Origin of the sequence: Alcanivorax sp. MD8A (assembly GCF_002888555.1) — a bacterium.
GTDB lineage: Bacteria > Pseudomonadota > Gammaproteobacteria > Pseudomonadales > Alcanivoracaceae > Alcanivorax.
In genome coordinates this window covers 1-24,727 of sequence record NZ_AQOQ01000037.1, presented here as the reverse complement: position 1 = coordinate 24,727, position 24,727 = coordinate 1, and the positions used below count along the sequence as shown (strand labels likewise).

General features: G+C 57.7%; 17 protein-coding genes and 2 tRNA genes. 4 read left to right on the top strand and 15 right to left on the bottom strand.

The genetic code is table 11. The features are described from left to right. Positions 1-186: 186 nt before the first annotated feature. The gene (gene rmf, locus A15D_RS14875) at positions 187-393 is read left to right on the top strand and encodes a ribosome modulation factor (protein WP_102792565.1); all 207 of its coding nucleotides are present in this window, start codon (positions 187-189) and stop codon (positions 391-393) included. A 352-nt stretch (positions 394-745) separates the two neighbouring features. On the opposite strand, the gene A15D_RS14870 is transcribed toward rmf, so the two are convergent. The 15 genes from A15D_RS14870 to A15D_RS14800 all read right to left on the bottom strand — a co-directional run bounded on the left by A15D_RS14870 (position 746) and on the right by A15D_RS14800 (position 20,203). Beyond that, positions 746-1,747, bottom strand: a complete 1,002-nt coding sequence (locus A15D_RS14870) for a quinone-dependent dihydroorotate dehydrogenase (RefSeq protein ID WP_102792564.1) — start codon at positions 1,745-1,747, stop codon at positions 746-748. 275 nt (positions 1,748-2,022) lie between these two features. Then, complete coding sequence (locus A15D_RS14865; RefSeq protein ID WP_102792563.1) at positions 2,023-4,404, bottom strand: RND family transporter; 2,382 nt, start codon at positions 4,402-4,404, stop codon at positions 2,023-2,025. Positions 4,405-4,415: 11 nt separating this feature from the next. Further along, positions 4,416-5,510 carry a YCF48-related protein gene (locus A15D_RS14860; RefSeq protein ID WP_102792562.1) on the bottom strand — a complete coding sequence of 365 codons (1,095 nt, stop codon included), beginning with the start codon at positions 5,508-5,510 and terminating at the stop codon, positions 4,416-4,418. A 113-nt stretch (positions 5,511-5,623) separates the two neighbouring features. Beyond that, positions 5,624-7,036, bottom strand: a complete 1,413-nt coding sequence (locus A15D_RS14855; protein WP_102792561.1) for a DUF1329 domain-containing protein — start codon at positions 7,034-7,036, stop codon at positions 5,624-5,626. A gap of 45 nt (positions 7,037-7,081) precedes the next feature. Continuing rightward, positions 7,082-9,055 carry a DUF1302 domain-containing protein gene (locus A15D_RS14850; protein ID WP_102792560.1) on the bottom strand — a complete coding sequence of 658 codons (1,974 nt, stop codon included), beginning with the start codon at positions 9,053-9,055 and terminating at the stop codon, positions 7,082-7,084. Between the two features lie 228 nt (positions 9,056-9,283). Next, positions 9,284-11,914, bottom strand: a complete 2,631-nt coding sequence (pepN, locus tag A15D_RS14845; RefSeq protein ID WP_102792559.1) for an aminopeptidase N — start codon at positions 11,912-11,914, stop codon at positions 9,284-9,286. A 105-nt stretch (positions 11,915-12,019) separates the two neighbouring features. Continuing rightward, complete coding sequence (locus tag A15D_RS14840; RefSeq protein WP_102792558.1) at positions 12,020-14,395, bottom strand: hypothetical protein; 2,376 nt, start codon at positions 14,393-14,395, stop codon at positions 12,020-12,022. Positions 14,396-14,649: 254 nt separating this feature from the next. Next, positions 14,650-14,922: a YeaC family protein gene (locus tag A15D_RS14835; RefSeq protein WP_022984545.1), complete on the bottom strand. Its 273-nt coding sequence runs from the start codon at positions 14,920-14,922 to the stop codon at positions 14,650-14,652. A 111-nt stretch (positions 14,923-15,033) separates the two neighbouring features. Next, complete coding sequence (locus tag A15D_RS14830) at positions 15,034-15,924, bottom strand: NAD(+) kinase (RefSeq protein ID WP_022984544.1); 891 nt, start codon at positions 15,922-15,924, stop codon at positions 15,034-15,036. Positions 15,925-15,985: 61 nt separating this feature from the next. After that, positions 15,986-17,059, bottom strand: coding sequence for a cyclic nucleotide-binding domain-containing protein (locus tag A15D_RS14825; RefSeq protein WP_102792557.1), 1,074 nt, complete (start codon positions 17,057-17,059; stop codon positions 15,986-15,988). A gap of 126 nt (positions 17,060-17,185) precedes the next feature. Further along, complete coding sequence (locus A15D_RS14820) at positions 17,186-18,562, bottom strand: hypothetical protein (RefSeq protein WP_102792556.1); 1,377 nt, start codon at positions 18,560-18,562, stop codon at positions 17,186-17,188. A 531-nt stretch (positions 18,563-19,093) separates the two neighbouring features. Beyond that, positions 19,094-19,170 (bottom strand) — tRNA-Asp (locus A15D_RS14815). Between the two features lie 28 nt (positions 19,171-19,198). Beyond that, positions 19,199-19,274, bottom strand: a tRNA-Val gene (locus tag A15D_RS14810). 144 nt (positions 19,275-19,418) lie between these two features. Then, positions 19,419-19,613 carry a hypothetical protein gene (locus tag A15D_RS14805; protein ID WP_022984540.1) on the bottom strand — a complete coding sequence of 65 codons (195 nt, stop codon included), beginning with the start codon at positions 19,611-19,613 and terminating at the stop codon, positions 19,419-19,421. Beyond that, on the bottom strand, positions 19,610-20,203 hold the full coding sequence (locus A15D_RS14800; RefSeq protein WP_102792555.1) for a TetR/AcrR family transcriptional regulator: 594 nt from the start codon (positions 20,201-20,203) through the stop codon (positions 19,610-19,612). The genes A15D_RS14805 and A15D_RS14800 overlap by 4 nt, the downstream gene beginning before the upstream one ends. Before the next feature lie 162 nt (positions 20,204-20,365). Here A15D_RS14800 and A15D_RS14795 point away from each other — a divergent pair, with 162 nt between their 5' ends. The 3 genes from A15D_RS14795 (at position 20,366) to A15D_RS14785 (ending at position 24,698) form a co-directional block, all read left to right on the top strand. Beyond that, complete coding sequence (locus tag A15D_RS14795) at positions 20,366-22,156, top strand: acyclic terpene utilization AtuA family protein (RefSeq protein ID WP_102792554.1); 1,791 nt, start codon at positions 20,366-20,368, stop codon at positions 22,154-22,156. A gap of 62 nt (positions 22,157-22,218) precedes the next feature. Next, complete coding sequence (locus A15D_RS14790; RefSeq protein WP_022984537.1) at positions 22,219-23,088, top strand: SDR family oxidoreductase; 870 nt, start codon at positions 22,219-22,221, stop codon at positions 23,086-23,088. Further along, positions 23,088-24,698 (top strand): acyl-CoA carboxylase subunit beta, encoded by a 1,611-nt coding sequence (locus A15D_RS14785; protein ID WP_102792553.1) that lies wholly within the window; start codon positions 23,088-23,090, stop codon positions 24,696-24,698. Before A15D_RS14790 ends, A15D_RS14785 begins: the two co-directional genes overlap by 1 nt. Positions 24,699-24,727: the final 29 nt, after the last annotated feature.

Sequence of the window (24,727 nt, the reverse complement as noted above, 5' to 3'; positions counted from 1 at the left end):
TGCTGTCCTTTATACGTCATATGCTTAAAGGACGGCCAGCATATTGCTACTTGGTATTCGACACACCCTGGTGCCTTTCCCATACTGAATGTGTCGACCCTGAAGATGAAGCCATTCATTACACGGGCATCGCTTTTGCCCGGGGGTCATTCTTGTGTACCGCTGTCTGTGAAAGGGAAAGCGTCTATGAAGCGACAAAAACGAAACAGAGACGACCGCGCCTATAGCCGGGGATACAACGCCGGCCTCGATGGAAAATCCCGTGAAGATTGCCCCTTCGGTTCGTTAACCGCACGAACTAACTGGATGGGGGGCTGGCGTGAAGGCCGCACCCACTTCGCACAGGGTATGCTGGGTGTTGCCAGCATCCAGAATCTGAAAAACATCGGATAATCTCCTCAGTTCCTCATCGCGCCGACGCGTTCGCGCGCCGACCCACAGGGCCCCACCAGGGCCCTTTTTAATGCTTCATCGCGGGTTTCCGGGAAAAGCCCAATTTAATCCCCTCCCTTTCCGTAGGAGCGTCGCTGGCGGCGCGATAACCCACGTCGTTAAAGACTGATTTACCACAGAGGTCACAGGGTTCACTGAGAAAGACGGTTTTCCTCTGTGTACCCTGTGTCCTCTGTGGTGAAAGTGCTTTTGATCCTGGTCTGGGATCGCGCCGCAAGCGACGCTCCTACGGAAAGACGATTCCCGATAATCCGCGATGAACCTTTTTAATGCGAGTCAAAAAGGGAAAAAGCTATTTCCAGGCCCTGGCGATATCACCGACCAAACCGGGGCCCTGGTAAATCAATCCGCTGTAGACCTGCACCAACTCAGCGCCCAGTCGCTGTTTCTCCAGCGCATCCGCCGCACTATTGATCCCGCCCACACCGATAATCGGGATTCTTCCTCTAAGCGCCGTACTCATGGTCGCCAGTGCCTGATTGGCAATCGGGGTCAGCGGTGCACCGCTCAAGCCCCCCTGTTCTTCGGCATTGGCCAGGCCTTTGACGCCCTCACGGGACAGGGTGGTATTGCCCACACAAACACCGTCAATACCGTGCGCGACAAAAGCCTCAGCCATGGCATGCAGCTCTTCTTCAGTATTATCCGGGGCAATCTTGATCACCAGCGGAACCCGGCGTCGGTGCTGCTGGTCCAGGCGGGTTTGTGCCTCACGGAGCGTGCCCAGCAATTTATCCAGCGCTTCACCGTGCTGAAGCTCGCGAAGCCCGGGGGTATTGGGGGAAGACACATTGACCACCAGATAGGTTGCATAGGCATGTACCTTTTGCTGACAGGCAAGGTAATCCTGCACGGCATCTTCCACCGGGGTGTCTTTGTTCTTGCCGATGTTGATCCCCAGCACCCCTTTATAACGGCTGCTTTTTACGGCACCGACCAGATAATCTACGCCCAGATTATTGAAACCCATCCGATTGATGATGCCGCCCGCTTCAGGCACCCGAAACAGGCGTGGCTTCGGGTTCCCTGGCTGAGGTCTCGGGGTGATGGTGCCGACCTCAATGAAGCCAAAGCCCAGATCGGCCAAGCCGTCGATACAGTCACCGTTCTTGTCCAGACCCGCTGCGAGCCCAACCGGGTTGGGGAACTCAATGCCCATGACCTGACGGGGACGATGGGGTACAGCACCCGGCCACAACTTGCCCGCACGTTTTCGCAACATGGCCAGGGTGAGCTCATGGGAATGTTCAGCGGACAGGGAAAACAGCAACGGTCTGGCGAGGGAATACAACATCGATGGGCCCGAATCAGTGAAAACCGCCGGCATTATAGCCAACGGCTGTGGTGACTACGATGCTTTGTGTCGGACAGGAGCCGCGTCATCCGCTGAAGCCCCGCTCCACGGTGTGTCGGCGTGTCCTCCATAGGGGCTCGGAGGGTGAGCGCAGCCAATCACCGACGCTCTTACGGGATGGTCTCGGTTGTGATCCATTCCCTCAAATACGCGTCGACCACAAAAAAGGCCCGGCATAGCCGGGCCAATAACAACTAACGAAACCAGCGCGTCAGTTAGCCGCGTTGACGGGCTCGCGCTGCATTCGGCTTGAGCAGGAAACGGCCCAGCGCCGGCAGCAGCCACAGGGCGCCGATCATGTTCCACAAGAACATGAAGGTCAGCAGGATCCCCATGTCAGCCTGGAACTTGATGGAGCTGAACACCCAGAAAATCACACCCACGGCCAGGGTAATACCGGTGAAGGCAACCGCTTTACCCGTGGTTTTGAGGGTTTCCTTATAGGCGTCTTCCAGACCCATACCCTGTTTCAGGTATTCCGAAAGCTTGCTGTAAATGTAGATACCGTAGTCCACCCCGATCCCCACACCCAGTGCGATGACCGGCAAGGTCGCCACTTTCACACCAATACCCAGCTGGGCCATCAGTGCCTGACAGAGAATGGAGGTCAGCCCCAGCGGCACGATGATACAGATCACCGCACGAATGGAGCGGAAGGCAATTAGCACCAGCACCGAAACGACCGCATAGACCAGCGCCAGCATCGGGTACTGACTGGCTTCGATGGTCTGGTTGGTGGCCGCTTCCACACCCGCATTACCGGAAGCCAGCTTGAACTCCACCACGTCCGCGTTGTTACGGGTTTCGGCGAAATCAGCCACCGCCTTGGTCACACGATCCAGCGTTTCCGCCTTGTGGTCATCCAGAAACACATACACCGGAGTCAACGAGCAATCCAGGTTGTACAGGCTGTCTGGCATGAAGCTCATGACATTGTTCAGGGCGTACTGATCACGGGAGATAGTTGCCCACTTCATGGAACCTTCGTTCATGTTGGTGGCAATCATCTTGGTGGCAGAGGAAATCGTGGTGACGTCCTGCACCCCTTCCACGTTCTGCAGTGCCCAGGCCATGTCATCAATCGCCTGCATCGCCTGATAAGTGTTACAGGACTCCACCGGGGTCTTGCCCATCACCACCAGCACGTCGGCACTGACCGAGTAGTTGGACACCAGGAAGTTCACGTCATGGTTATAACGGTACCGATCCTTGGGCTCATAACCGCGCGGGCAATCCATTTCCTCACAGGGGTCCGGCCACAATTCAGGCGCGCCCTTGTCCAGGTCCCCGATTTTCAGATCCTGACTCAGGTAGATCCCACCGGCATAACCCACAACGGCAACCAGAATGGACAGTGCAGCCAGCGGTGTGCGGGTGAAACGCGAGAACAGGGCTGCCAGCGGATGATCTTTCTTCTCCCCTGCCTGAATCTTGCGTACCGAGGCATTGCTTACGCCCAGGTAGGACAGGAACATCGGCACAATCACCAGGTTGGTGATAATAATCACCGCCACGCCGATACTGGCCGCCATGGCCAATTCACGGATCACCCCGATATCGATCATGTACAGGGTCAGGAAACCGATGGCATCCGACACCAGCGCCACCATGCCCGGCACACACAGCGCCTGGAAGGTGGAACGCGACGCATCCAGCGACGACATGCCGGAGGCAGCATAGTTGGCCAGGGTATTGACGATCTGCACACCGTGAGACACCGCAATGGCGAAGACCAGGAAAGGCACCAGCATCGAGTACGGGTCAATGGTGAAGCCCAGACTGCTGACAATGCCCAGCTGCCAGATCACCGCCACGAAGGAGCACAGCGTGACCGTCAACGCACTGCGCAGGCAGCGGGTATCAATCAACAGCAGTACGGCAATGAGGGCCAAGGTCAGGAAGAAGAACATGGCCACTTCCTGGGCTGCGGACATCACATCCCCCGCCTTCTTGGCCAGCCCGACAATATGGATGCGGATGTTCGGGTACTTTTCCTGGTAGCTGCTGCGGATCTCTTCCAGATTCGCAGACAGGGCAGGAATATCGACGCCACCCTCTCCCAATGCATCCAGCAGGTGTGCATGGACCACACTCGACTGGAAGTTATCCGCCACCAGTCGGCCCACTTGCCCGGAGCGCAGCACATTGGTACGCAATTGCTCCAGAGAATTTTCAGAGCCGTCATAGCCAGCGGGAATCACTTCCCCGCCCTGGAAGCCCTGCTCCGTCACCTCGTTCCAGCGGACATTGCTGGTCCACAGGGAGCTGATCTTGCTGGGATCCACACCGTCAAGCGCAAACACCGCATCGGTGATTTCCTTGAGGGCAGCCATGTAGTCTTCATTGAAAAGATCATCGCCTTGGGTTTCCGCCACAATCAGGCGGACATCGTTACCCAGGCTGAGATCATTCTTGTGTTCAAAGTAGTTCTGGATATACGGGTGGTCCAGCGGGACCATTTTGCTGATATCCGTATTCAGCTGAATCTTGCTTGCCTGAAAACCCAACACGACAGTGGCGGCAATAAAAAGCAGCAATACGAGCGGGCGGATCTTGAACAAACCGCCAGCGATGGATTGAGAAATTCGACCTGACATTGCTGAGCCCCTTATTTCACGTCGTCAATCACACGCAGACCGCCTTGCCCGGCGATCAGGATGCCACCGTTTTCACGGGGCAGCACTGCGGAGATGGATTCACGGTTCGGCAAGAACCGCAAGGAGAAAGACTGGCCACCATCGTGACTGGTCAGAATGCCACCAGCATTCGTCACCAGCACCACGGTACCGTCATCCAGAACGGCGCCATCATTGACGCCCCGGCTCAGTTTTGTCGGCACTTTCTTCCAGCTGACGCCATGGTTGGCAGACAACCAGACATTGCCTTGCAGGCCATACACCAGCACCTGGTAATCGGAAATCGCCGTCGCACCAAACAAGGTGCCATCGTACGGGCTATCAAGCTGTTTCCAGCTTGCTCCCTTGTCGGTGGAGCGGAAGATCACCCCTTTTTCGCCGACAACATAACGGTCAGCGCTTTTCGGTGCGCCAGACATGGCGTAGAGGTGCCAGCCGTCGCTGTTTTTCATGCGATCAGGCTGCTTGTTCCAGGTTGCACCACCATCAGTGGTTTCCAGGTAGTAGCCGTAGCCACCCACCGCCACTGCCTTGTCCTTGCTTTCGCAATGCACATCCAGCAGCGGCGCGCCGGAGGTATCTACCGGTGCCGCAGCGGTTTCTGCATACGGATCGTCACTGTAGAGGTCATCACCGTAGTCTTCATCGCCATAAGGATCACCATAGATATCATCCATGGAAAGATCGTCCAGCGACTCGTCTTCGGCCTCCGCGGCATCATCACCGCCAAGAGGATCACTGTATTGCAGGGTCCAGGTCTCACCGCCGTCATCAGAGCCCAGCACCACCGCATCGTGTCCCACTGCCCAGCCATGGCGGGCATCGGCAAAGCAGACGGCAGTGAGCAAAACTTCTGACGGGGTAACCGCCGGTTTCCAGTGCCCACCCTGATCATCGGAGAACAGGATCTTGCCGCGATCCCCCACGGCAACAATCCGCCCGCCCGCATCGGCCAGATCCAGATAGGCATTGGCGGACACCAGAGGAGCATCATTATCGATATAGGGTGCCGCCTGCAGAGGCGCAGACAGCATGGCACTGACGGCCATAACGAGTATTTTTTTCATTGTCCCATCTCTTCCCGATGGCTCCCTGATGAGGAGCCGAGAACAAAACGACCGGGGTAGTACCCCGGTCGCCTTGTGGTTGCCACCGTCAGACCGGCAGCTTGTTTTTTTGATTAGCCACGACCGCGACGACGCAGGGCTGCCGGATGGAAGTAACGGTCATCCGGTACCGGCTGGCTGTAGTCGAGGATGGAAGGCTCTTCGTTATCCAGGAACTGCACGTGGTAACGCTGGGCGCGCAGATCATGGAACGTATCAAGAGCGGTCCACTGGCTGGGGACTTCGTAGTAGTTCTTGATGTAGGCCAGGCTGACACGCCACAGCTCGCCACGACGGTCGTACTGGTCGATGGCGGCGATCTGCCAGGAATCTTCATCAATGTAGAAACGACGCTTGGTGTAGATATGGCGCTCACCGTCTTTCAGGTTGGCTTCCACTACCCACACACGGTGAAGTTCCCAACGCTGGTAGTCGGGGTTGATGTGACCTTTCTGCAGCAGGGTCTCATACTTCACGTCCGGGCTGTCCAGCTTGTAATTGTTGTAGGGGATAAACATTTCCACCGGCTTGTCATGCACCAGCTTCCAGTTGTACTTGTCCGGGGCACCGTTATACATATCGGTGTCATCGGCAGTACGCAGGCCGTCAGAAGCCGCAATCGGGGTGTCATAAGCCAGGTTCGGTGCACGACGTACACGACGCTGACCCGCGTTATAACCCCACGCCTGACGTGGCATCTTCTGCTGATCCAGCATTTCGTGCACCAGCACCGCACCACCGGCCAGACGTGCTGGCGCCTTGGTGAAGGACAGGTAGTAGAAGATGATGTTATCAAGGCTGTCGAAGTTGTACTTCGGATCGTAATAGCGGAAATACACTTCCTGCTGAGAGGTGATCAGGGAGTATGCACCGTTACGCTGTACGGCGACTTCAGACGCACGGCGAACAATGTACAGACCACGCCAACGCAGGATGTGGTTCCAGATAGCCTGCAGCGCCTTGTCTTCATTGGAACCAGTCAGGATCGGGAACGGAATGCCGCCAAAGGCATTATCCACACCGGTTTTACCCAGCTTCGCCTTGGTCGCATTGCTCTTGGTGTTGTCGTATACCCACTGCGGAGCAGAAGTAGAACGGTGGCTTGGGTACACGTTCAATTTGAACGTGTCCGGGTAGGTTTTCAGCATCGCCTGAACGCCATCCGGCACTTTGTCAGCGTACTGGCCGACATTCTGCGCGGTAATGGTCAAAGCGATCTTGTCATTCTTGTACGGGTCGGGGTGATGCTGACCCGGACGGGTGTAGTCCTTGGGAATATCCTTGCGCTGAATACCCCCGGTCCAATCAGGAATACCCAGACCAGAGGATGTCGCCTTGCCGTTACCTTTCACCTGAGCGCCGAACGGCGTCAAGGTCGAAGTACCCAGCTTGGCAGCTTCAGATGCGGGAACGGCCGCCTGCACATTGGCCGCTACGCTCAGTGACAACGCCAGCGCGCTGCCCATTGCGGTCAATTTCTTCAACATGATTGCTCTCCGTAAAATCGGGCCGCACCCGCGGCCCGCAAAAAATTAGAAAGAGTACTTAACGGAAACCGAAGCATTGTTTCGGTCGGCCAGTTTGTTGGAATATTTGGCACCCCAGAAGCTGGTGCCGGACAGCGCCACTTCCAGGTTGTTCAAGTACACAAAATTCACACCCAGAGTCGCGGCCTTGCGACCTTCCATGAAGTTACCGCCAATCGGCGAGTTACCGTCCACGTCATGCGCAATACGGACGCTCGGGCTCATGGAAACGCCCGCGAAGACGTTGTTGTACTCCGCCTTCAGTACCGCACGGTAACCCCAGGAGGTATCGTCCAGGAAGTACTTGTCCGGGTCATCCGGGCTCAGAATCTGGGCTTCTGAGGTCATGATTGCTGCGGTGGAGTTGTACTCCAGATCCGGGTTCTCCAGACCGTCGATGTGCTCGACACCCAGCTCCAGCAAGGCAACAAGCCCATCAGTGCGCAGTGCAGGGCCGAAGTTGAAGATGCTGACCAGAGAGCCGTTGTAGCTATCTACTTCGTCATAGAAGTAATACATCTGCCCTTCCTGAACAGCGGTTCCGCCGTCCAGACAGCTGCCGCCCATTTCAGAACGCACACAGTGCTGGGTCAAATCGCCAACGGTCGGTGCCGGATTGGCAGAAGCACCTGCCAGGGCCGAAATCAGGTCATCACCAACCGCATTGATAATCGCACGATTCGGGCGATACGCGATTTCCCCTGCCAGCGACATGTTGCCAATGCTGGTGTTGAAGCTACCACCGATCATGTCCTGATCTTCAACATAGGCCATTTGATACTCGGTAGTATCAATGGTTTGCGCCATACCTGCCGGACCAGAAGTGTTGATCTGGTTGATACGGGAACCCACCACCGGAGTACGGGAATGGGTACGGGTGTAGTACAGGGCAAACTCGGTGCCGTTCAGCGCTTCCGCAAAGTAACGGTATGCCAGACCAAACTGGCCGCTGTCGCTGGCTTCACGGTCACGCATACGGTCAACCGTCACCTGGGTTGCCTCGTATTCGTAACCCGCACCATAAGCGGAGCCGGTGTACGCAGCGAATGCATTTTCCAGCCCAGGCACGCCAGCGCCCAACGCCACCACACGACCATCAACAATAACGTGATCGGCCCCTTTGCCGGGGAACGCATCATGGGTCGAGAAGTAGGTGCCTACCGGTGCATCTTCAGAGTTTTTCCACTCGAACTGGTAGAACGCTTCCACCGTGGCGTTGAACGTCAAACCGTAGGAGAAGTAGACGCTGTCCAGCGGCAGCAGGGCTTCCTTGATTTCGGAGCCTGGCAGGCGCAGAGCATTCAAGTCGAAATAGTTCGCCGTGTTCACCCCGTTGGTCATGAACAGGGCTTCACCCCAGTTGATAACCTGTTGGCCGATACGCACGTTCAGGGGACGCTCGAACAGGTCGAAGTTACCCCAGACGTAAGCATCCAGCAGGCGGGCACGCTGACCAGCATAACGTTCGGCATCGCTGGTGAAATCGTCTCCAATACCGTTGTTCGCGTAGTCAGAGTAGGTGGCGTAACGGGTAAAACCATTACCCGGCACATAAGGCGCAGAAGCATTCAGGATACCGCCATCATGACCACCGCCCATGATCTGTTGATCATAGAAAGCCGTGCCACGCAGGAACATGCCGTACTTGCCTTGCCAGCTCAGGTCCAGCTCAGGGGTAATCTTGTACACCAACGACGCCAGACCGGTATCGAAGTTGTTGTTGGCATCGTTCTTGTTGATCTGTGTCCCATAACCACTAACGGTCATGTCTACCACATCACCGGTGGCGGCCAGCATGCTGTCCTGGCCTTCGGTACGGAACAACGCACCGACAGACAGCGTTGTATCCAGTCGGCCTTGCCAGTCCGGGTTGTCGAATTGCAGTTGAACAGCAGAAGCGGGTGAGGTCAGACCACTGAGGGCGGTTACACTGGCCACAGCCAGCGCAAGCCTGGTCTTGCGCAGGGGGTTATTATTCATTCTAGCTACTCCGAGTCGCCATTACGGCTATTTATTGTTCTTGCGCGCTGCTGACTCTCCCATGATGCCCGCACCAGGTCCCATCATTCTTCCTGATACGGTTCAGCATCGCACTAATGCATAATTCTTACACATCACAGCTAAAAATGAATCCCCCCAGAAAGCTGATTTACGACCAATCAGTCACGGCTTAAAGCGGGGATTCATTAATAGGCAAACTTTAGCATTTCAAACAGTTAACACCCTGCCCAACACTTCCGACAGGTTGGGCGAGGCATCTGCCTGCACCGACTCCAACTCAGCCCGAAGCATCGCCTGAAGATTCGGCTTGAGGCGGGGCAAGCGAGCCGCCGCATTGGCAATACGGGCAGCGATTTGTGGGTTCAGCGCATCCACCTTCGCCAACATCTCGGCAAACAGACGGTAGCCACTGCCATCCTCCGCATGGAAAGCCGACGGATTACTGCCGGCAAAGGCCCCCACCACGGATCGCACCCGGTTGGGTGTAGCCCAGTCAAACGCAGGATGCTGCAACAGCCCGCGCACCCGCTCCACCTGATCTGTCCCGCCTGCCGAGGCCTGTACCGAGAACCACTGATCCATCACCAACGCCTCGTCTTTCCAGCGCTTTTCGAACTGGGCCAGCGCCTGCGCAGCCCCGGGCAATTGATAGTGCACCAGGGTTCGCAGCGCCCCCAGTTCTTCCGACATACACAGTGGCAGCTCGAACAACTCCACCGCAATGCGCTCTGCTTCCGGGTGATCGCCTGCCGCAAGATACTCCAGCGCCAGATTGCGTAGCTGGCGACGCCCCATGGCAACGCCATCCATTTGCAATTCGGTAGCGAGCAATGATTCGGACAGCTCCTGCCATTGCGACTGAAGCGCATGACCCAGCGCCCGCCTCAAGGACCGGTGCGCCACATGCACCCGCCCCGGATCCAGCGGTACATGACGATCCCCCAGGGCCACCTCTGACGGCAGAGCCAACAGCAGCGCAGCCTGGGCGGCATCTTCCCCGGCTCGCGCAATGACCTGGTCAAGCACTGCCGCCAACTGGTTCGCCTCCTGTTCGGCAGCTTGCTCAACATTTTCAGTGCCGCCCTCGCCCTTCACCAAGCGATCCAGCGCCGCAAAGTAGAGCTCCCGCGAGGCCGCCCATCGGCAATATCCATCACTGTCATGGGCCAACAAGTGCTCAAGCTGCCCGTCCCGATAATCATGCTGCAGCACCACTGGAGCCGAAAACCCTCGCAGCAAGGAAGGCGTAACCCCGGAGACGCCAGGAAAGACGAAACGCTGTTCCTGCTGGTCCACAATCAACACGGCTTCACGGCGGCCCTGCTCATCCAGTATGACCGGCTCACCGTCACGATCGAGCAGCGCTATTCTCACCGGAATCACCACTGGCAATTTCTCTGCCTGCCCCGGAGTCGGCGGTGTTTGTTGTCGGAAATTCAGGCTGTAGCCTTGCTCGTCCTGCGTCGCCGTCACCGACAAGATTGGTGTGCCTGCCTGGCTGTACCAGCGCTTGAACTGGCTCAGGTCCAGCCCTGACACTTCTTCCATGCAGGCGACAAAATCGTCACAGGTGACCGCCTGACCATCGAAGCGCTCAAAGTACAGATCCGTGGCCTTGCGAAACCCCTCCGCGCCAAGCAGGTGGTACTGCATGCGCACGATCTCGGCCCCTTTCTCATAAATCGTCAGGGTGTAGAAGTTATCAATTTTCTGATACTCGGAAGGCCGCACCGGGTGAGCCATAGGCCCCTGGTCTTCCGGAAATTGATGATTCACCAGAAAATCCACATCCTCGACACGCTTTACCGCCGCAGAGTTCATGTCCGCCGAGAATTCCTGATCACGGAATACGGTAAACCCTTCTTTCAGGCTCAGCTGAAACCAGTCCCGACAGGTCACCCGGTTACCGGACCAATTGTGGAAATATTCATGGGCAACCACCGATTCCACCCGCTGAAAGCCCGCATCGGTTGTGGTCGCCGGGTGCGCCAGGACACAGGAGGTATTGAAGATATTCAGCCCCTTGTTCTCCATGGCCCCCATATTGAAATGACTCACCGCTACGATCATGTAGATATCCAGATCGTATTCCCGACCATAGGTCTGCTCGTCCCAACGCATGGCCTGCTTCAGCGATTCCATGGCGTGATCCAGCTTGTCCAGGTCACGGTGCTCGGCGTACAAGCGCAATGCGACTTCACGACCAGACATGGTGGTGAAGGTATCTTCCAGACAGGCCAGGTCCCCTGCCACCAACGCAAACAGATAACAGGGTTTCGGGAACGGATCCTCCCAGGTCACCCAATGTCGCCCACCCTCTTCACCGCAGGCCACCGGATTGCCGTTGGAAAGCAACAGCGGGAAACGCGCCTTGTCTGCCCGAACGGTGGTGGTAAACCGGGACAACACGTCAGGGCGATCCGGGAAAAAGGTAATGTGACGGAATCCCTCAGCCTCACATTGCGTGCAATACATTCCCTTCGACAGGTACAACCCTTCCAGAGCGGTATTTTTTTCCGGCTCGATATCCACCACCGAGCTCAGCGTACAACGCTCAGGCAAGCCATCCACGGTGAGCAGGCCAGCCTCATAGCGGTAGTGAGCTTCACTCAGGGCAACACCATCCAGCGCCAACGATCGCAACAACAACCCTTCGCCATTGAAGGTCATACTGGTCACACCAGCAGCATCCGGATGCCGCTGCAGCACCAACTCACTGCTGACCGTCGTCACACCATCATGAATGTCTACGTCCAGCCGCACTTCATCGACCCGAAAAGCGGGCGGACGATACTCATCCAGACGGGTAGTTTTCACAGCAGAATGCGCTGTTTCCATCAGAAACTCCTGCGAGGGGGATGTCGCGGTATCTTACCGCGTCCCCAAAACAACAACACCCCGCCGGGGCGAGGTGTTGTTGGAACACGTCAGTAGTGGGCAAACTCAGGGAGCTGGCGCTTCCACATCTGCAGCAGCCTGACTGCCAACGGCAACCTGAGCGCCATTGGACAACACAAAGCTCACCACCTGGGCCTGCAGTTCAGCTGTCACCTGCGGCGCACCACCAGAAGGCGTCAGCAGGGAAGCGTGGCCACCCGCTGTCATCTTCACGATACCAGGCGTCGAGGTAACGTTAGCCGCACCCGCACCCAGCTGGCTGGCACCCGCAAGGGAAGCGAGCCCCTCGGACCCCATCAGCGGCAGCGCAGCATCGCCATTCGGCACAACGGTATCACCATTGATTTGCTGCAGCAGAACCGGAACATCCAGGCTATCAAGCGTGCTGGCAAAGTTCACCGGATCGCCCGAAGCCATGGTGCTCTGTGCAACGTACAGGAACTTCTGGTAGTCCGCGCTGGTGGACTGGACACCGTTAGCCGCCAGACCCGCCTGAATACGCGGACCAAAGGTCGGCGATGTATTCAGCAGATGCGCCAACTGAGCCCCGCCAGAAGAACCCACAAAGCCCGCAATCGGGTTCAGGTTGCTACCAAAGCTTGCATCATTGCTCATGGCAATCTGGTTTACGGTACTGAACACGGAACCGACGATGGAGCCAAGTGACACACCCACAACCGTCACGTTATTGGTATTCAGCGTACCGTTGCCGTCAATATCCAGGGCACTGATATCAGCCAGGCTGGCATTCAGATTAAGCAGGTCCATTACCGATTGACGCAGGTTGTCACGGGTATTGGCGAGGTCAGCCAGATTGATGAACCAGGCGCCAGAACCGTCCAGGGCGGTCGGGTTGGCAAAGTTCATTGCCGCCGGGTTCCCGCTCGCATCCTGAGTCACATTGAAGTGACGCTCATGCAGTGCATCCCCATACAGCGTCTGGAACGGAATCATCTGGCTGTTTTCCACGTTCAGGGCTGCAGCAAACGCACTGTTGGCCGGCACACCGTGAACAGGCAGATCGATGGCCACAGTGGCAACACACTTGGAGGCCAGGGTATGCCCCAGCGCCATCACCGAGGTCCGGTCGCTGGTGATGCCATGCACGTAAATCACCGTGGGGTAACCGGTGTTATCACGCACTTGAGCACAGCTCGCACCACCCAGCTCCGCTGGCGTCGCCGCCGGATTAGGCAACGTTACCTGCAGGGGCACAGTCTCATCGCCGGTCTTCGCGGCAAACGGATAGCGGTAGGTCACATTGTAGGTGCCATCCACATCCATCGGGGGAATACCATTACCAAGCTGGGAGCCCAGCACCTGGTCTGCACTCCAGTCAGTCTGCAGGTAGCTCAGATCAGCGGCAGAGGCCGGAGCCTTCTGGTAATAAGGCAGATCAATCGCACCGGTATAAAGCGTACCCACATCAGCCGCCAGAGCCCCCTGGGTCAGGGTACCAAAATCGATACCGGTGGCAGCGTTGACCGCCACGGTCCGGGCTTTAGGGGTACTTAGTAGAGGCTCAAGCGCTGCTGCGTTCGCGGCGGCGGTACTGGGGTCCGCACCTGCATCCACTTGTGATTGATAGATGGCAGCACGCGGGGCAGCCATGGCCACCAGCGGCGTCAGCGGATCGGTAGTGGTGAAGGTGTAGGAAATCACCACGGAATGCTTGGCTTCATCAGCATCCGTGTGCAGACCGGCGCCCATCAGCACCCCCGCCGCAATGGTTTCCCAGCCCTGCACCGCAGCCCGGACCGGAGCCAGGGAGTCTGGCAGTGCAGGCTCACTGGCGCCCATGATGCGGTAAGCGGCAGAACCCCCTACCTGCTCACCCGAGGTGTCCATCAAGCCTTCGGTCAGGAACACCAGGTACTTGGTTTTTGCCTTGAGCGGGGTCACCGGAGTAATGCGCAACACGTTATTGCTGCTACCGCCAACAGATTCCACGCTGGCAGTGAAGGCCGTAGTGGCCATCAAGCCGGTATCGACACCCACGACGTTTTCCGGGTTCAGGGCATCGCCATCACCACCGGATGTATCCAGCGGCACCAGGAAGATATTCGGCGCACAACCGGCACCCATGGCAGCCTGGATAGGCGTACACAGGCTGGCAGCGTCAATGCTGCCCTCAAACGCAATATCGAAATAGGCTGAAACGGAGAAGCCGTCCAGCTTGTTCACCGCTGCCTCAATCGCATTTTCGGGCACACCCACATTGGCCGTACCGTCGCTGGTTGCCGCAGCGGCAAAAATCAGGTCGGTATTGAGAGGCAGATCAGAGGTAATGGGATCAAAACGGGGATGCGTACCCAGGTAGGTCGCGCCTTCGCTTTGATCAGGAACTGTATCACTGCCGCCACCACAGGCGGCCAGAGCCATAGCGACTGCCGCAGGCAGTACTTTCTTGTAGATATGCATGGGTTCTCCCAAACCGATTGTTATCTAATTATTTTCTGCCGAAAAGCCGGCAAAGGCGGCTCATTCCACCGTCTCCCGAGGCCTGTTACTACGCTCACTTACTGAGAGCCACAGGACGCCGCATAGGAAGATTACAGTATGACTGGAGGCATACCAATGGGGAAAACACAGGAAACGCAGGAAAAAGAGACTGTTAGAAGCAAAAAAACGACGACCCGTCGGTCACGTGCATAATTATGCAAGCCTGCGATTTTCTATTGCAGGGTATCCGGACCTCTCAGCGTCACAGGCTGCTCCTCAGCCTTGCCTGAATCACTCTTGCAGGCCTGCTCCATATACCCCGTGCGCTGCTCTTCAGGCAGGTGTTTTGCCTCCCAGGTCAGCACGGCCTGCATACACATCTCGCGCTGCTCTTTTGAGAGCACGCGGCCATCAGGCCACTTGCCCAGCTCCACGGCGCGACGCATGTTGTCACAGATCTCTGGGGTCATGGTGGCAATCAGGTCTTCGAAGCTTTGATAACTCATGATGTGTTCCGGTTTCAAATGCATCATGGCGGAGATCGGCGCACGCCGATTTCTGCCCTACGACAGGCTTTTGCCCGTCTTTTGACTTTCGCTATTCACTGAAACTGCAGTTCAGTTGCTATCGCCAGGCCGGGTACTCCAGCCCAGTTTCGAGCGGCAAGCCTGATAGAAGTCGTGCCCCGGCGGATGGATGAGACGCAGCCGGTGGGGCTTCTTCTTGATGGCAATAATATCATCCACCTGCAGGCGAATCCCCTCTGTGCCGTCACAGCTGACAAGAGGACGTACTTTTTCAGTGGTGATGTGGATCTTGATCTCACTGTCCCCCGCCACCACCAATGGCCGGCTGGTGAGGGTATGCGGATTAAGGGGCACCAGCACCATGGCATCCAGCTTGGGGTGCATGATCGGCCCACCACCGGACAAGGCATAGGCTGTGGACCCCGTAGGCGTGGACACAATCAGGCCATCAGACCGCTGGGCGTAGACGAAATGGCCGTCAATCATGAGTTCGAAGTCGATCATGTGCACGCTGTCACCGGACAGCAACACCACATCATTAAGGGCCGCGCCCTCGCCGACCACGGTCTTGCCACGACGCACTTCAAGATCCAGCAGAAAGCGGCGCTCGGTGGTGTAATCCCCATCCAGCACCTGCCCTACCCGAGACTCAATCTCGGAAGGAAGGATATCGGTCAGAAAGCCCAGGTGCCCGCGGTTAACCCCCAGCACCGGCACATCGAAACGTGCCAAAGTACGAGCGGCCCCCAACAGACTGCCGTCACCACCAACGACAATGACCAAGTCACAGGCCTCCCCCATCTGCGCCGGACTGGCCGCTTGCAGCCCCATCTCAGGCAAGCTGGAGATAATGTGTTTGTCGAGGATGACGGTGCAATCCCGTCCATGCAGGAAGTGAATCAGCTGGCGCAGGGAATACAGCGCCTGCTCACTCTCCGAACGGGCAATCAGCCCAATATTGCGAAACTTGTCTTGCGCCACGGAAATCCCTGGGGCAGCGGTTGCTGCAGCCGGTTGCGGGGGACGCTACCGGCGGCAGCCATCACCCCTGAGTGAGGTACTCGTTCAGGGTAGCAGCATTGGCATTTAGCCCGCCATCCAGAACGATTACGTCCAAACCGGCGTTTTTTAACAGAAAAGCGGCCGTTGCGCTACGGCGCCCGGTGTCACAATAGGCCACATAGGTCTTGCTCGGATCCAGCAGGCGGGATTTCAGGCGCAGCACATTCAGCGGCATATTTGTGGCGCCGACCAGATGCTCCTGATCAAACTCATCACTGGTTCGGACATCCAGCCACCAGGCACCGCGATCCACCGACTCCAGCACTTTGTCCGCACCCATCGTGTTGATAATGGGTTCACGCAGCAGCGCATCGAAATCCTTGCGATCCAGCTTCATCAAGACCCCGTCGGTGGCCATGGTCACCGTAGCGTTTCGTGGCTTGCCGGACAGCAGTGCTTCTTCACCAAACCATTGCCCCTCTTCCAGCATGGCTACCGGCGTTGGCACACTGTCGCCCATGCTGATGGATACCTCACATACGCCTTCCTTGAGGATGTAACAGCAATCAGCAGCCTCGCCCTGGCGAATGATCACATCCCCCTCCTTCTGACGGAACGCGCGCAGACGCCGGAAGATTTCCAGGATATTGGTGGGCGGGACCCGGTGAAACAGCTTGGATTTGAGCAGACGAATCATCCACTCGCGATCGTTCTGGTAGGCGGAGTTGGCATTGATGTCCAGAATCACGTAACCGGCAGACTGATCCCAGGACAGAATGGTATCCAGACGAAAACTGTCAAAACGGACAACACTCACCTCGCCCAGTGCACGGGCGGTACTGCGACGGGGCTGGGCATGATCCAGCGGATGCCAGGACGCCGTATCCCCTGCACTGACAACCTGGGTATTCCCCTCTTCGTCCGTCAGCTGCACTTTGCCGCTAAGCAGGTAAATGGTGGTGTTATCCTGATCACCTAACGAAAAAAGGACATCATCTGACACATAGCGGCACACTTCCTGCTGATCCAGCAGCCAGTCGAGCTGGTCGCCAGACAAGGCATTTACAGGCACAAAGGTCTGAAGAAGGCTTTTATCAATGGACTCGCGTGCCATAACTGCCGCTCCCGGTCATTCTGCTTATTGCTGTTATTGGGTTTTATCAGCACCAATTACTGCAAAAAACCTACCACTTCCCGACAACTCGGAACCAGTTCACATTTTTGCATTAACAAAGCCCGGCTATCGAAATCGCAATACGTTGTCGATTGCTGAATCATTGCGACAGTTAGGACAGCGATTGGCATTACAATCCGAGACTCCCGGCTTGAACTGGTTCGGCACCTCAACACGAATCACTCGCTTGCCGCAGGCCTGTCCATCCTGGCCAATTCCCACCTGGCAAACCGGATTTTCGTAATGTGCCAGCCAGGCACGGTAATGGTCTTCGGTCACCAGGCACTTGCGAGCGGCAAACGCCACCGGGTTTTCCATGTAACCGGCAATCTGGTTGGCAGGGATAGAGATATGGCCCGCGCCAGGGTGAAACGCGATAAAGCTGAGGCCCAGCTCTTCCAGCTTTTCCAACACTTTCTGGGCGCCGCTGTTGGCTTCCTTGGCCTGGTTTCGCTTCAGCGCGGTCACCTCCCCGCGAAGCTCGCCGATCAAATCATCGCGGTTGAGTACATCCATTTCCTTGGCATGGATCTGCTCAGCCAGGCGAGCGCGTTCTTCTTCCAGACGCTGCTCCAGAGCCAGCTTGTACTGTTCGGTCAGTACCTCCAGCTCGCTACCCTGATTTTCGCTACGTCGACTTTGCTCTTCCAGGCTTTGGTTCAACGACAGCACCTGGGCCTTTAGCGACTCGTTCTGTTCCCGCAAGGCACCGTTCTGGGACTTCAGCGCCTTGAACTGCCCCATGACCTTTTCGATCTGGGCATTAAGAATTTCTTCTTTCTGTTGAGCGGAATAGCGCAGCTTCGCCGCTTCTTCGGACTGGGAGTTTTCCAGGGTCTGCACTCTCAGACGCAGCTCCTTGATAATCCGGGCCAGCCGCACTCGTTCTTCGTCATCCTTCTTGCGCGCTTCCTCATCCGGCTTGAGGGTTGGCGCGGGTGGCGGCGCCTCCGCTCCGAGCACTGGCGGGGCAAACGCAGGCACTTCCAGGTCATCATCCAGCTCCAATCCCATCTTGGAACCGCGCTCGATGATAGTATCGCGAATCGCAATAAAGTCGTTGGCTCCTGGCTTCATGCCCGGATCCCACAATTGATCCTGGTGCCAGGCAACCGGACACTGACTACGACAGGCCAGTCGCACCGGGCCGGCCCCCATATCCGGGCCCTGAGCAGCATGCTCAACAAGGTGGCGCAGAGGAACATTCCAGGTCGTGTCTGCCATCCCGTCTTCATCGAAGTCGATGGTAAACAGCACAAGGCCACGGACTTTCAGCTGCCCGGTCACCACGCAATACGCGCCGCGTACTTCCTTGTCTGCGAATTCGGGCACCCCGACCATCCCGTCAAGAATGGCCTCGAAGTCGGAATACAGCATGCTCTTGCTGATTCCCCGGTGATCAAAAAACAGAATGGCTTCGGATGTCACCGCGGATGAAGACATGAAGGACCCTTCCTTTCCCTGAATTATTGTAGTGACCGTTGCTGGGCTACCCCGTCACGCCCAAAGTGACAAACACAGCACGGTTCGGCCAATTATAGTCAGCCGGCACAGAAAGAGTGTGACCTGAATGGCAGATAAAAAAAAGCGGCCACAAAGGCGGCACGACCCATGCAGGTCAATCCGTTACGAAAGGGGGATACAAGGAACGAGGCAAGTGTAGAGAGGAGTGGTTGAGGGGGGACCGGTGCGGGAGGAGGGATTAAAGCTCCTCACCGTCATCGCCCCAATCATCATCTTCCAGCCATTCTTCCAGGCTTTCCATCAACTGCTTTTCTTCCAGGCGCTCTTCAAAGAGTTCTTCCATTGTCATTTCCTTTTTTGTCATTTCACATGTCGTCCAAATGATTAGACACAGGAAAGGTGACAAGTTCATTAAAGGCGAGAATGGCAACAGGAGGCGCGAGGATGACGCGAGCAGTACAGACTGAAACAAAAAAGGCCCTCATTTCTGAGAGCCTTTTCTGCGAATAGTGGCGGAGCGGACGGGACTCGAACCCGCGACCCCCGGCGTGACAGGCCGGTATTCTAACCAACTGAACTACCGCTCCACATTCCTTTCGGAATTCTTTCAAATTTTGGTGGGTGATGACGGGATCGAACCGCCGACCCTCTGCTTGTAAGGCAGATGCTCTCCCAGCTGAGCTAATCACCCATGTTCGCGTCGCTGCGAAGTGGGCGCCATTTTAGGGATTGGGCCGGGGGTGTCAACGGCTTTTTGCAGAAAAATGTTCGTTTGCCTACAAAATGCGCTAAACGGGCAATTCTTGGGCAAAACGGCCAGAAAACCACCGCAAAATCAGTCGCCTGCCGCCTCCAGCGCCTCAATCTTGCGCTTTGCCTCTTCCAGGGTGAAGCGCCCTGGCAGGTTCTGTCCATTGGGCCGCGCAACAAGGTAATGATGCACATCCAGCGCCCAGGTCTGACGATTGAGCTCCCCTTCCTCGATGATGCTGTAGCCCGTTTGCCCCCAGGCAATGGCATTGCCGATCATGGATTTTCCCCAACGACGCGGGCAAGCATGATATCGGCCAGATTATCCAGGGTCAGAGAGCCATCGCGGTCAAACCAGTTGGGAGCCCACCCCGTCATACCCGTGAGCAGACGGCGCATGATGAAAGGATCGGTCTTGAACGCTCCCTGCTCATGAAGCGCCTGCAACGCATCCAGCCACAGCTGTTCATAAATGCTTCGCAACTCCAGCGCCTTGCGCTGCTTCTCTTCACTCAGGCAGCGCCATTCCGTCACCATCACCGTCATGGCCTCGGCCGTGTCGCCCACAATGGACTGCAGTTCGGCGCGAATCAGTGCGCGCAGCTGGCCTTGCGGCGATGATTCCGCGGCCACCGCATCACGCAGGCGAGCCGTATTGAAGTGGATCACCTCTTCCATCACCGCATAGAGAATGTCTTCCTTGGTCTTGAAGTGATGAAAAATGGAACCGCTCTGAATCCCCACGGATGCCGCAATGTCACGCACCGTGGTGCGATCGAACCCCTTGTCGCGAAACAGGTGGGCCGCCGCACTCAGCAGCCGGCCGCGAGGAGAATCATCGATTCCATTAATTGCCAGTGACTCAGCCATTGTTGTCCTCTTTTTGTCTGGCGGCATTATCCCGGTTACAGGCAGCTGGCAGCAAGGCGAAGCCGGGGACCGGACTCACAAATTTCGACCCCATACCTTTACAGACCAAGCGCTTGCTTGGTAGCTTACGAAACCATGCTCAAACAGGCAAATGGAGCCAACATGACCGATTCGATTCGCATCGGCTGCGCCGCCGCTTTCTGGGGCGACACCAACAGCGCCGCTTTCCAGCTGGTGAAGCAGGCCGAGATCGATTACCTGGTATTCGACTATCTTGCCGAGGTGACCCTGTCGATCATGGCTGGTGCACGCCTGAAAGACCCGGAAGCCGGTTACGCCCATGACTTTGTCACCCAGGTCATGGCACCACTGGCGAAAGACATTCGCCGCAAAGGGATCAAGGTCATCAGCAACGCCGGCGGCGTCAATCCCCGCGCCTGCCGGGCCGCGCTGGAAAAAGCCTTCTCGGCAGCGGGGGTGGACCTGAAAATTGCCTTGGTGGAGGGCGACGATCTCAACCCTCGCCGCGCCGATTTTGCCGAAGCCCGCGAGCTGGACAACGGCACGCCCCTGCCCCCCATGACCCTGACCATGAATGCCTATCTCGGCGCCCTGCCCATCAAGGCCGCGCTGGATGCCGGTGCCGACATCGTACTTACCGGGCGCATCGCAGACTCTGCCCTGGTGCTGGGCCCACTAATGCATGAGTTCCACTGGGCCAACGACGACTACGACAAACTTGCCCAGGGCTCACTGGCCGGCCACGTGATTGAATGCGGCGCCCAATGTACCGGCGGTAACTTCACCGATTGGCAAGAGGTCCCCGATTTTCACAACATGGGATTCCCGATCGCTGAATGCTTTGCCGACGGTGACTTTATCATCAGCAAACCCGACAACACCGGCGGACTGATCACCCCGGCCACCGTGGGCGAACAGATCGTCTATGAAATCGGTGATCCGCGAGCCTACATCCTCCCGGATGTGGTGTGTGATTTTACCCAAGTGACACTGAGTCAGGAGGGCGACAACCGGGTACGCGTCAGTGGCGCGCGCGGCTTGCCGCCAACCGACAGTTACAAGGTGTCAGCCACCTACCCGGACGGGCACCGGATTACCGCCTCTTTCCTGATGGGCGGCATGGGTGCCCCGGAAAAAGGCCAGGTGGTTGCGGATGCGATCCTGCGCAAGGTTTCCGGTCTTTATCAGCAATTGGGGATGCCTCCCTTCCGGGAAACCAGTGTGGAGATTCTTGGCAGCGAGGCCACCTACGGCGCCCAGGGACAGCGCGGCGACACCCGAGAGGTAGTGGTCAAGATCGCCGCCCTGCACGACGACAAGAAGGCCCTGGGGCTGTTCGCCCGGGAAATCGCCCAGGCCGCCACCGGGATGGCCCCGGGGCTCTCCGGCCTGGTGGGGGGTCGTCCGAAACCGGTGCCGCGCATCCGGCTGTTTTCCACCCTGGTCAACAAACAGCAGGTGCCGGTAAGCGTGGATCTTGGCGGCGAAACGCACCCCGTAGACATTCCTGCAGGTGTGCCGCTGGACCCTGCCAGGCTACCCGCCGACCCGGCCGGCGCAACGCAAACGTCCGCAGACTTGACCACCGTTCCGCTGATCAAGCTGGCCTGGGCACGCAGCGGCGACAAGGGCAACCATGCCAATATCGGCGTCATCGCCCGGCACCCTGACTACCTGCCCTTTATTGATGCCGCCCTCACTGAACAAGCCGTTGCGCATTATATGCAGCATGTCCTCGACGCAGAGACCGGCAGCGTGGAACGCTGGGCCATGCCCGGCATGAACGCCTTCAATTTCCTGCTGCGTAACGCTCTGGGCGGCGGCGGCATGGCATCCCTGCGCATCGATCCCCAGGGGAAAGCGTTTGCCCAGCAACTGCTGGATATGCCGATCCTTGTCAGCCAGGACATCGCTGACGAAGTGGGGGCATGATTTTGATTTTAGCGCCTGACATCAGACGTCCGACGCTTTCAACCAATAGATAAGGGAATTCCATGTCATACCGTTCCGTCTTCAAACCCGACCTGTTTGCCGGCAAAAACATCATCGTGACCGGCGGCGGCTCCGGCATTGGCCGTTGCACCGCCCATGAGCTGGCCTCATTGGGAGCACGTGTGGTGCTGATCGGCCGCAAACAGGAAAAACTGGACAGCGTGATCGCCGAAATCAACGAAGACGGTGGCCAGGCACTGGGCTTTACCTGTGACATCCGCGACGAGGAGGCCGTCAAAGCCACCGTAGCGGCAGTCTACAACGCCGTAGAGACCGTTCATGGTCTGGTCAACAATGCCGGCGGCCAGTTCCCCTCCCCGCTGGCCCTGATCAGCCAGAAAGGCTGGGAAACCGTAGTGCGCACCAACCTGACCGGGGGCTTCCTGATGGCCCGGGAAGTCTTCACCCAGGGCATGAACCGCAGTGGCGGGGCCATCGTCAATATCGTCGCGGACATGTGGGCAGGCATGCCGGGGATGGGGCATTCCGGCGCAGCCCGTGCCGGCATGGTGAACTTCACCCAGACAGCTGCCTACGAATGGGGAAGCTGTGGGGTGCGCGTCAACGCGGTTGCCCCCGGCTGGATCATGTCCAGTGGCATGGACACTTACCCCGAGGGCTTCAAGCAGACACTGAAAACCCTCAAGGCCGCTGTGCCACTCAAGCGCATGGGCAACGAGGCCGAAATTTCCGGGGCAATCTGCTTCCTGCTCAGTGATGCCGCGGCCTTTATCAGCGGCGACACCCTGCGCATCGACGGTGCCGCCAGCCAGGGCAATGTGGCGGTCTTCCCGCTGCCCGATCACGACAACAGTGCGCCGTTCGACGGCTTCCACCGCGCCACCACGCCCGACGTATTCAAGGATCTCTAATGGCTGTCATCGACTCCACACTGGACACCCAAAGCGAGGAATACCAGCAGAACCGCGACGCTCTGCTGGCCGCCATCGAGGAATTCCGTGCCATCGAACAGAAGGTGGTGGACACCGCGGAAAGCAAGCGCCCGAAGTTCGACAAGCGCGGCCAGCTGCTGCCCATCGAACGGGTCTCCCGTCTGCTGGATGCCGGCTCACCGTTCCTGAGCCTGATGAATCTGGCCGGCTACAAGATGCATGATGACAAGGACGGCACCGAAGCCGGTGGCGGGGTTATCGCCGGTATCGGCTATGTGTCCGGGGTACGCTGCCTGGTCACCGCCTCGAACTCGGCCATCAAGGGCGGCACGGTCACACCCTCCGGGCTGCACAAGACCCTTCGCCTGCAACGCATCGCACTGGAAAACAAACTGCCCGTTGTCAGTCTGGTGGAATCCGGTGGTGCCAACCTGAATTACGCCGCGGATGTGTTTGTAGAAGGCGCCCGCACCTTCGCCAATCAGGCACGGCTGTCTGCCGCTGGCGTCCCGCAAATTACCGTCGTGCACGGCAACGCCACCGCTGGCGGCGCCTATCAGCCGGGCCTGTCCGATTATGTGGTCGTGGTACGCAACCGCGCCAAGATGTTTCTGGCCGGGCCGCCGCTACTGAAAGCCGCCACCGGGGAAATCGCCACGGATGAAGAACTCGGCGGAGCCGAAATGCACAGCGGAACCGCCGGCACCGCCGAATACCTGGCAGAGAATGATGCCGACGGCATTCGCCAGGCCCGCGATCTGATTCGCCTGCTGGGCTGGCAACGCGCCGCGCAGAAAGCACCGGACCACCAACCACCGGCTTACGATCCGGAAGAACTGCTCGGCGTGATCCCTGACGACAGCAAGAAACCCTACGACGTGCGCGAAGTGATTGCCCGCGTGGTCGACGCCTCTGACTTCCTGGATTTCAAGAACGAATGGGACAGTGCCACAGTGTGTGGCTGGGCCACCATCGAGGGTAAGCCCGTCGGTATTATTGGCAACAACGGCCCCATTACCCCCCGAGGTGCCGCCAAGGCAGCACAGTTTATTCAGCTGTGTGACCAGACTCGCCGGCCACTACTGTTTCTTCACAACACCACCGGTTTCATGGTCGGCACCGATGCCGAGCAGAATGGCGTGATCAAGCACGGCTCCAAGATGCTCCAGGCGGTGGCCAATGCCCGGGTACCGAAAATCTCCGTGGTCATTGGTGGCTCCTATGGCGCCGGCAACTATGCCATGTGTGGCCGGGGGCTGGATCCGCGCTTCATCTTTGCCTGGCCCAATTCCAAAGTCGCTGTCATGGGTGGCCAGCAGGCCGGTACCGTGTTGCGCATCGTCGCCGAAGCCAAACAACGGGCGGCGGGTCTGGAACCGGATGAAAAAGTGCTCGATATGCTGCAGCAGACCACCGCGCAAAAACTCGATAGCCAGTCCACTGCCCTTTACGGCACCGCCCACCTGTGGGACGACGGCATTATCGACCCCCGCGACACCCGCAAGGTGGTGGCCTATGCACTGGACATCTGCGAAGACGCAGAACAACGACAGCTACACCCGAACGCCTTTGGGGTGGCAAGACTTTAGAGGCAGTTAACAGTGAATAGTGAACAGTT

Bases quoted from the DNA above. Each gene is read 5' to 3' on its own strand.
- rmf (WP_102792565.1), top strand. From the start codon at position 187: ATGAAGCGACAAAAACGAAACAGAGACGACCGCGCCTATAGCCGGGGA.
- A15D_RS14870 (WP_102792564.1), bottom strand. From the start codon at position 1,747: ATGTTGTATTCCCTCGCCAGACCGTTGCTGTTTTCCCTGTCCGCTGAA.
- A15D_RS14865 (WP_102792563.1), bottom strand. From the start codon at position 4,404: ATGTCAGGTCGAATTTCTCAATCCATCGCTGGCGGTTTGTTCAAGATC.
- A15D_RS14860 (WP_102792562.1), bottom strand. From the start codon at position 5,510: ATGAAAAAAATACTCGTTATGGCCGTCAGTGCCATGCTGTCTGCGCCT.
- A15D_RS14855 (WP_102792561.1), bottom strand. From the start codon at position 7,036: ATGTTGAAGAAATTGACCGCAATGGGCAGCGCGCTGGCGTTGTCACTG.
- A15D_RS14850 (WP_102792560.1), bottom strand. From the start codon at position 9,055: ATGAATAATAACCCCCTGCGCAAGACCAGGCTTGCGCTGGCTGTGGCC.
- pepN (WP_102792559.1), bottom strand. From the start codon at position 11,914: ATGGAAACAGCGCATTCTGCTGTGAAAACTACCCGTCTGGATGAGTAT.
- A15D_RS14840 (WP_102792558.1), bottom strand. From the start codon at position 14,395: ATGCATATCTACAAGAAAGTACTGCCTGCGGCAGTCGCTATGGCTCTG.
- A15D_RS14835 (WP_022984545.1), bottom strand. From the start codon at position 14,922: ATGAGTTATCAAAGCTTCGAAGACCTGATTGCCACCATGACCCCAGAG.
- A15D_RS14825 (WP_102792557.1), bottom strand. From the start codon at position 17,059: ATGGCACGCGAGTCCATTGATAAAAGCCTTCTTCAGACCTTTGTGCCT.
- A15D_RS14820 (WP_102792556.1), bottom strand. From the start codon at position 18,562: ATGTCTTCATCCGCGGTGACATCCGAAGCCATTCTGTTTTTTGATCAC.
- A15D_RS14805 (WP_022984540.1), bottom strand. From the start codon at position 19,613: ATGATCGGCAATGCCATTGCCTGGGGGCAAACGGGCTACAGCATCATC.
- A15D_RS14800 (WP_102792555.1), bottom strand. From the start codon at position 20,203: ATGGCTGAGTCACTGGCAATTAATGGAATCGATGATTCTCCTCGCGGC.
- A15D_RS14795 (WP_102792554.1), top strand. From the start codon at position 20,366: ATGACCGATTCGATTCGCATCGGCTGCGCCGCCGCTTTCTGGGGCGAC.
- A15D_RS14790 (WP_022984537.1), top strand. From the start codon at position 22,219: ATGTCATACCGTTCCGTCTTCAAACCCGACCTGTTTGCCGGCAAAAAC.
- A15D_RS14785 (WP_102792553.1), top strand. From the start codon at position 23,088: ATGGCTGTCATCGACTCCACACTGGACACCCAAAGCGAGGAATACCAG.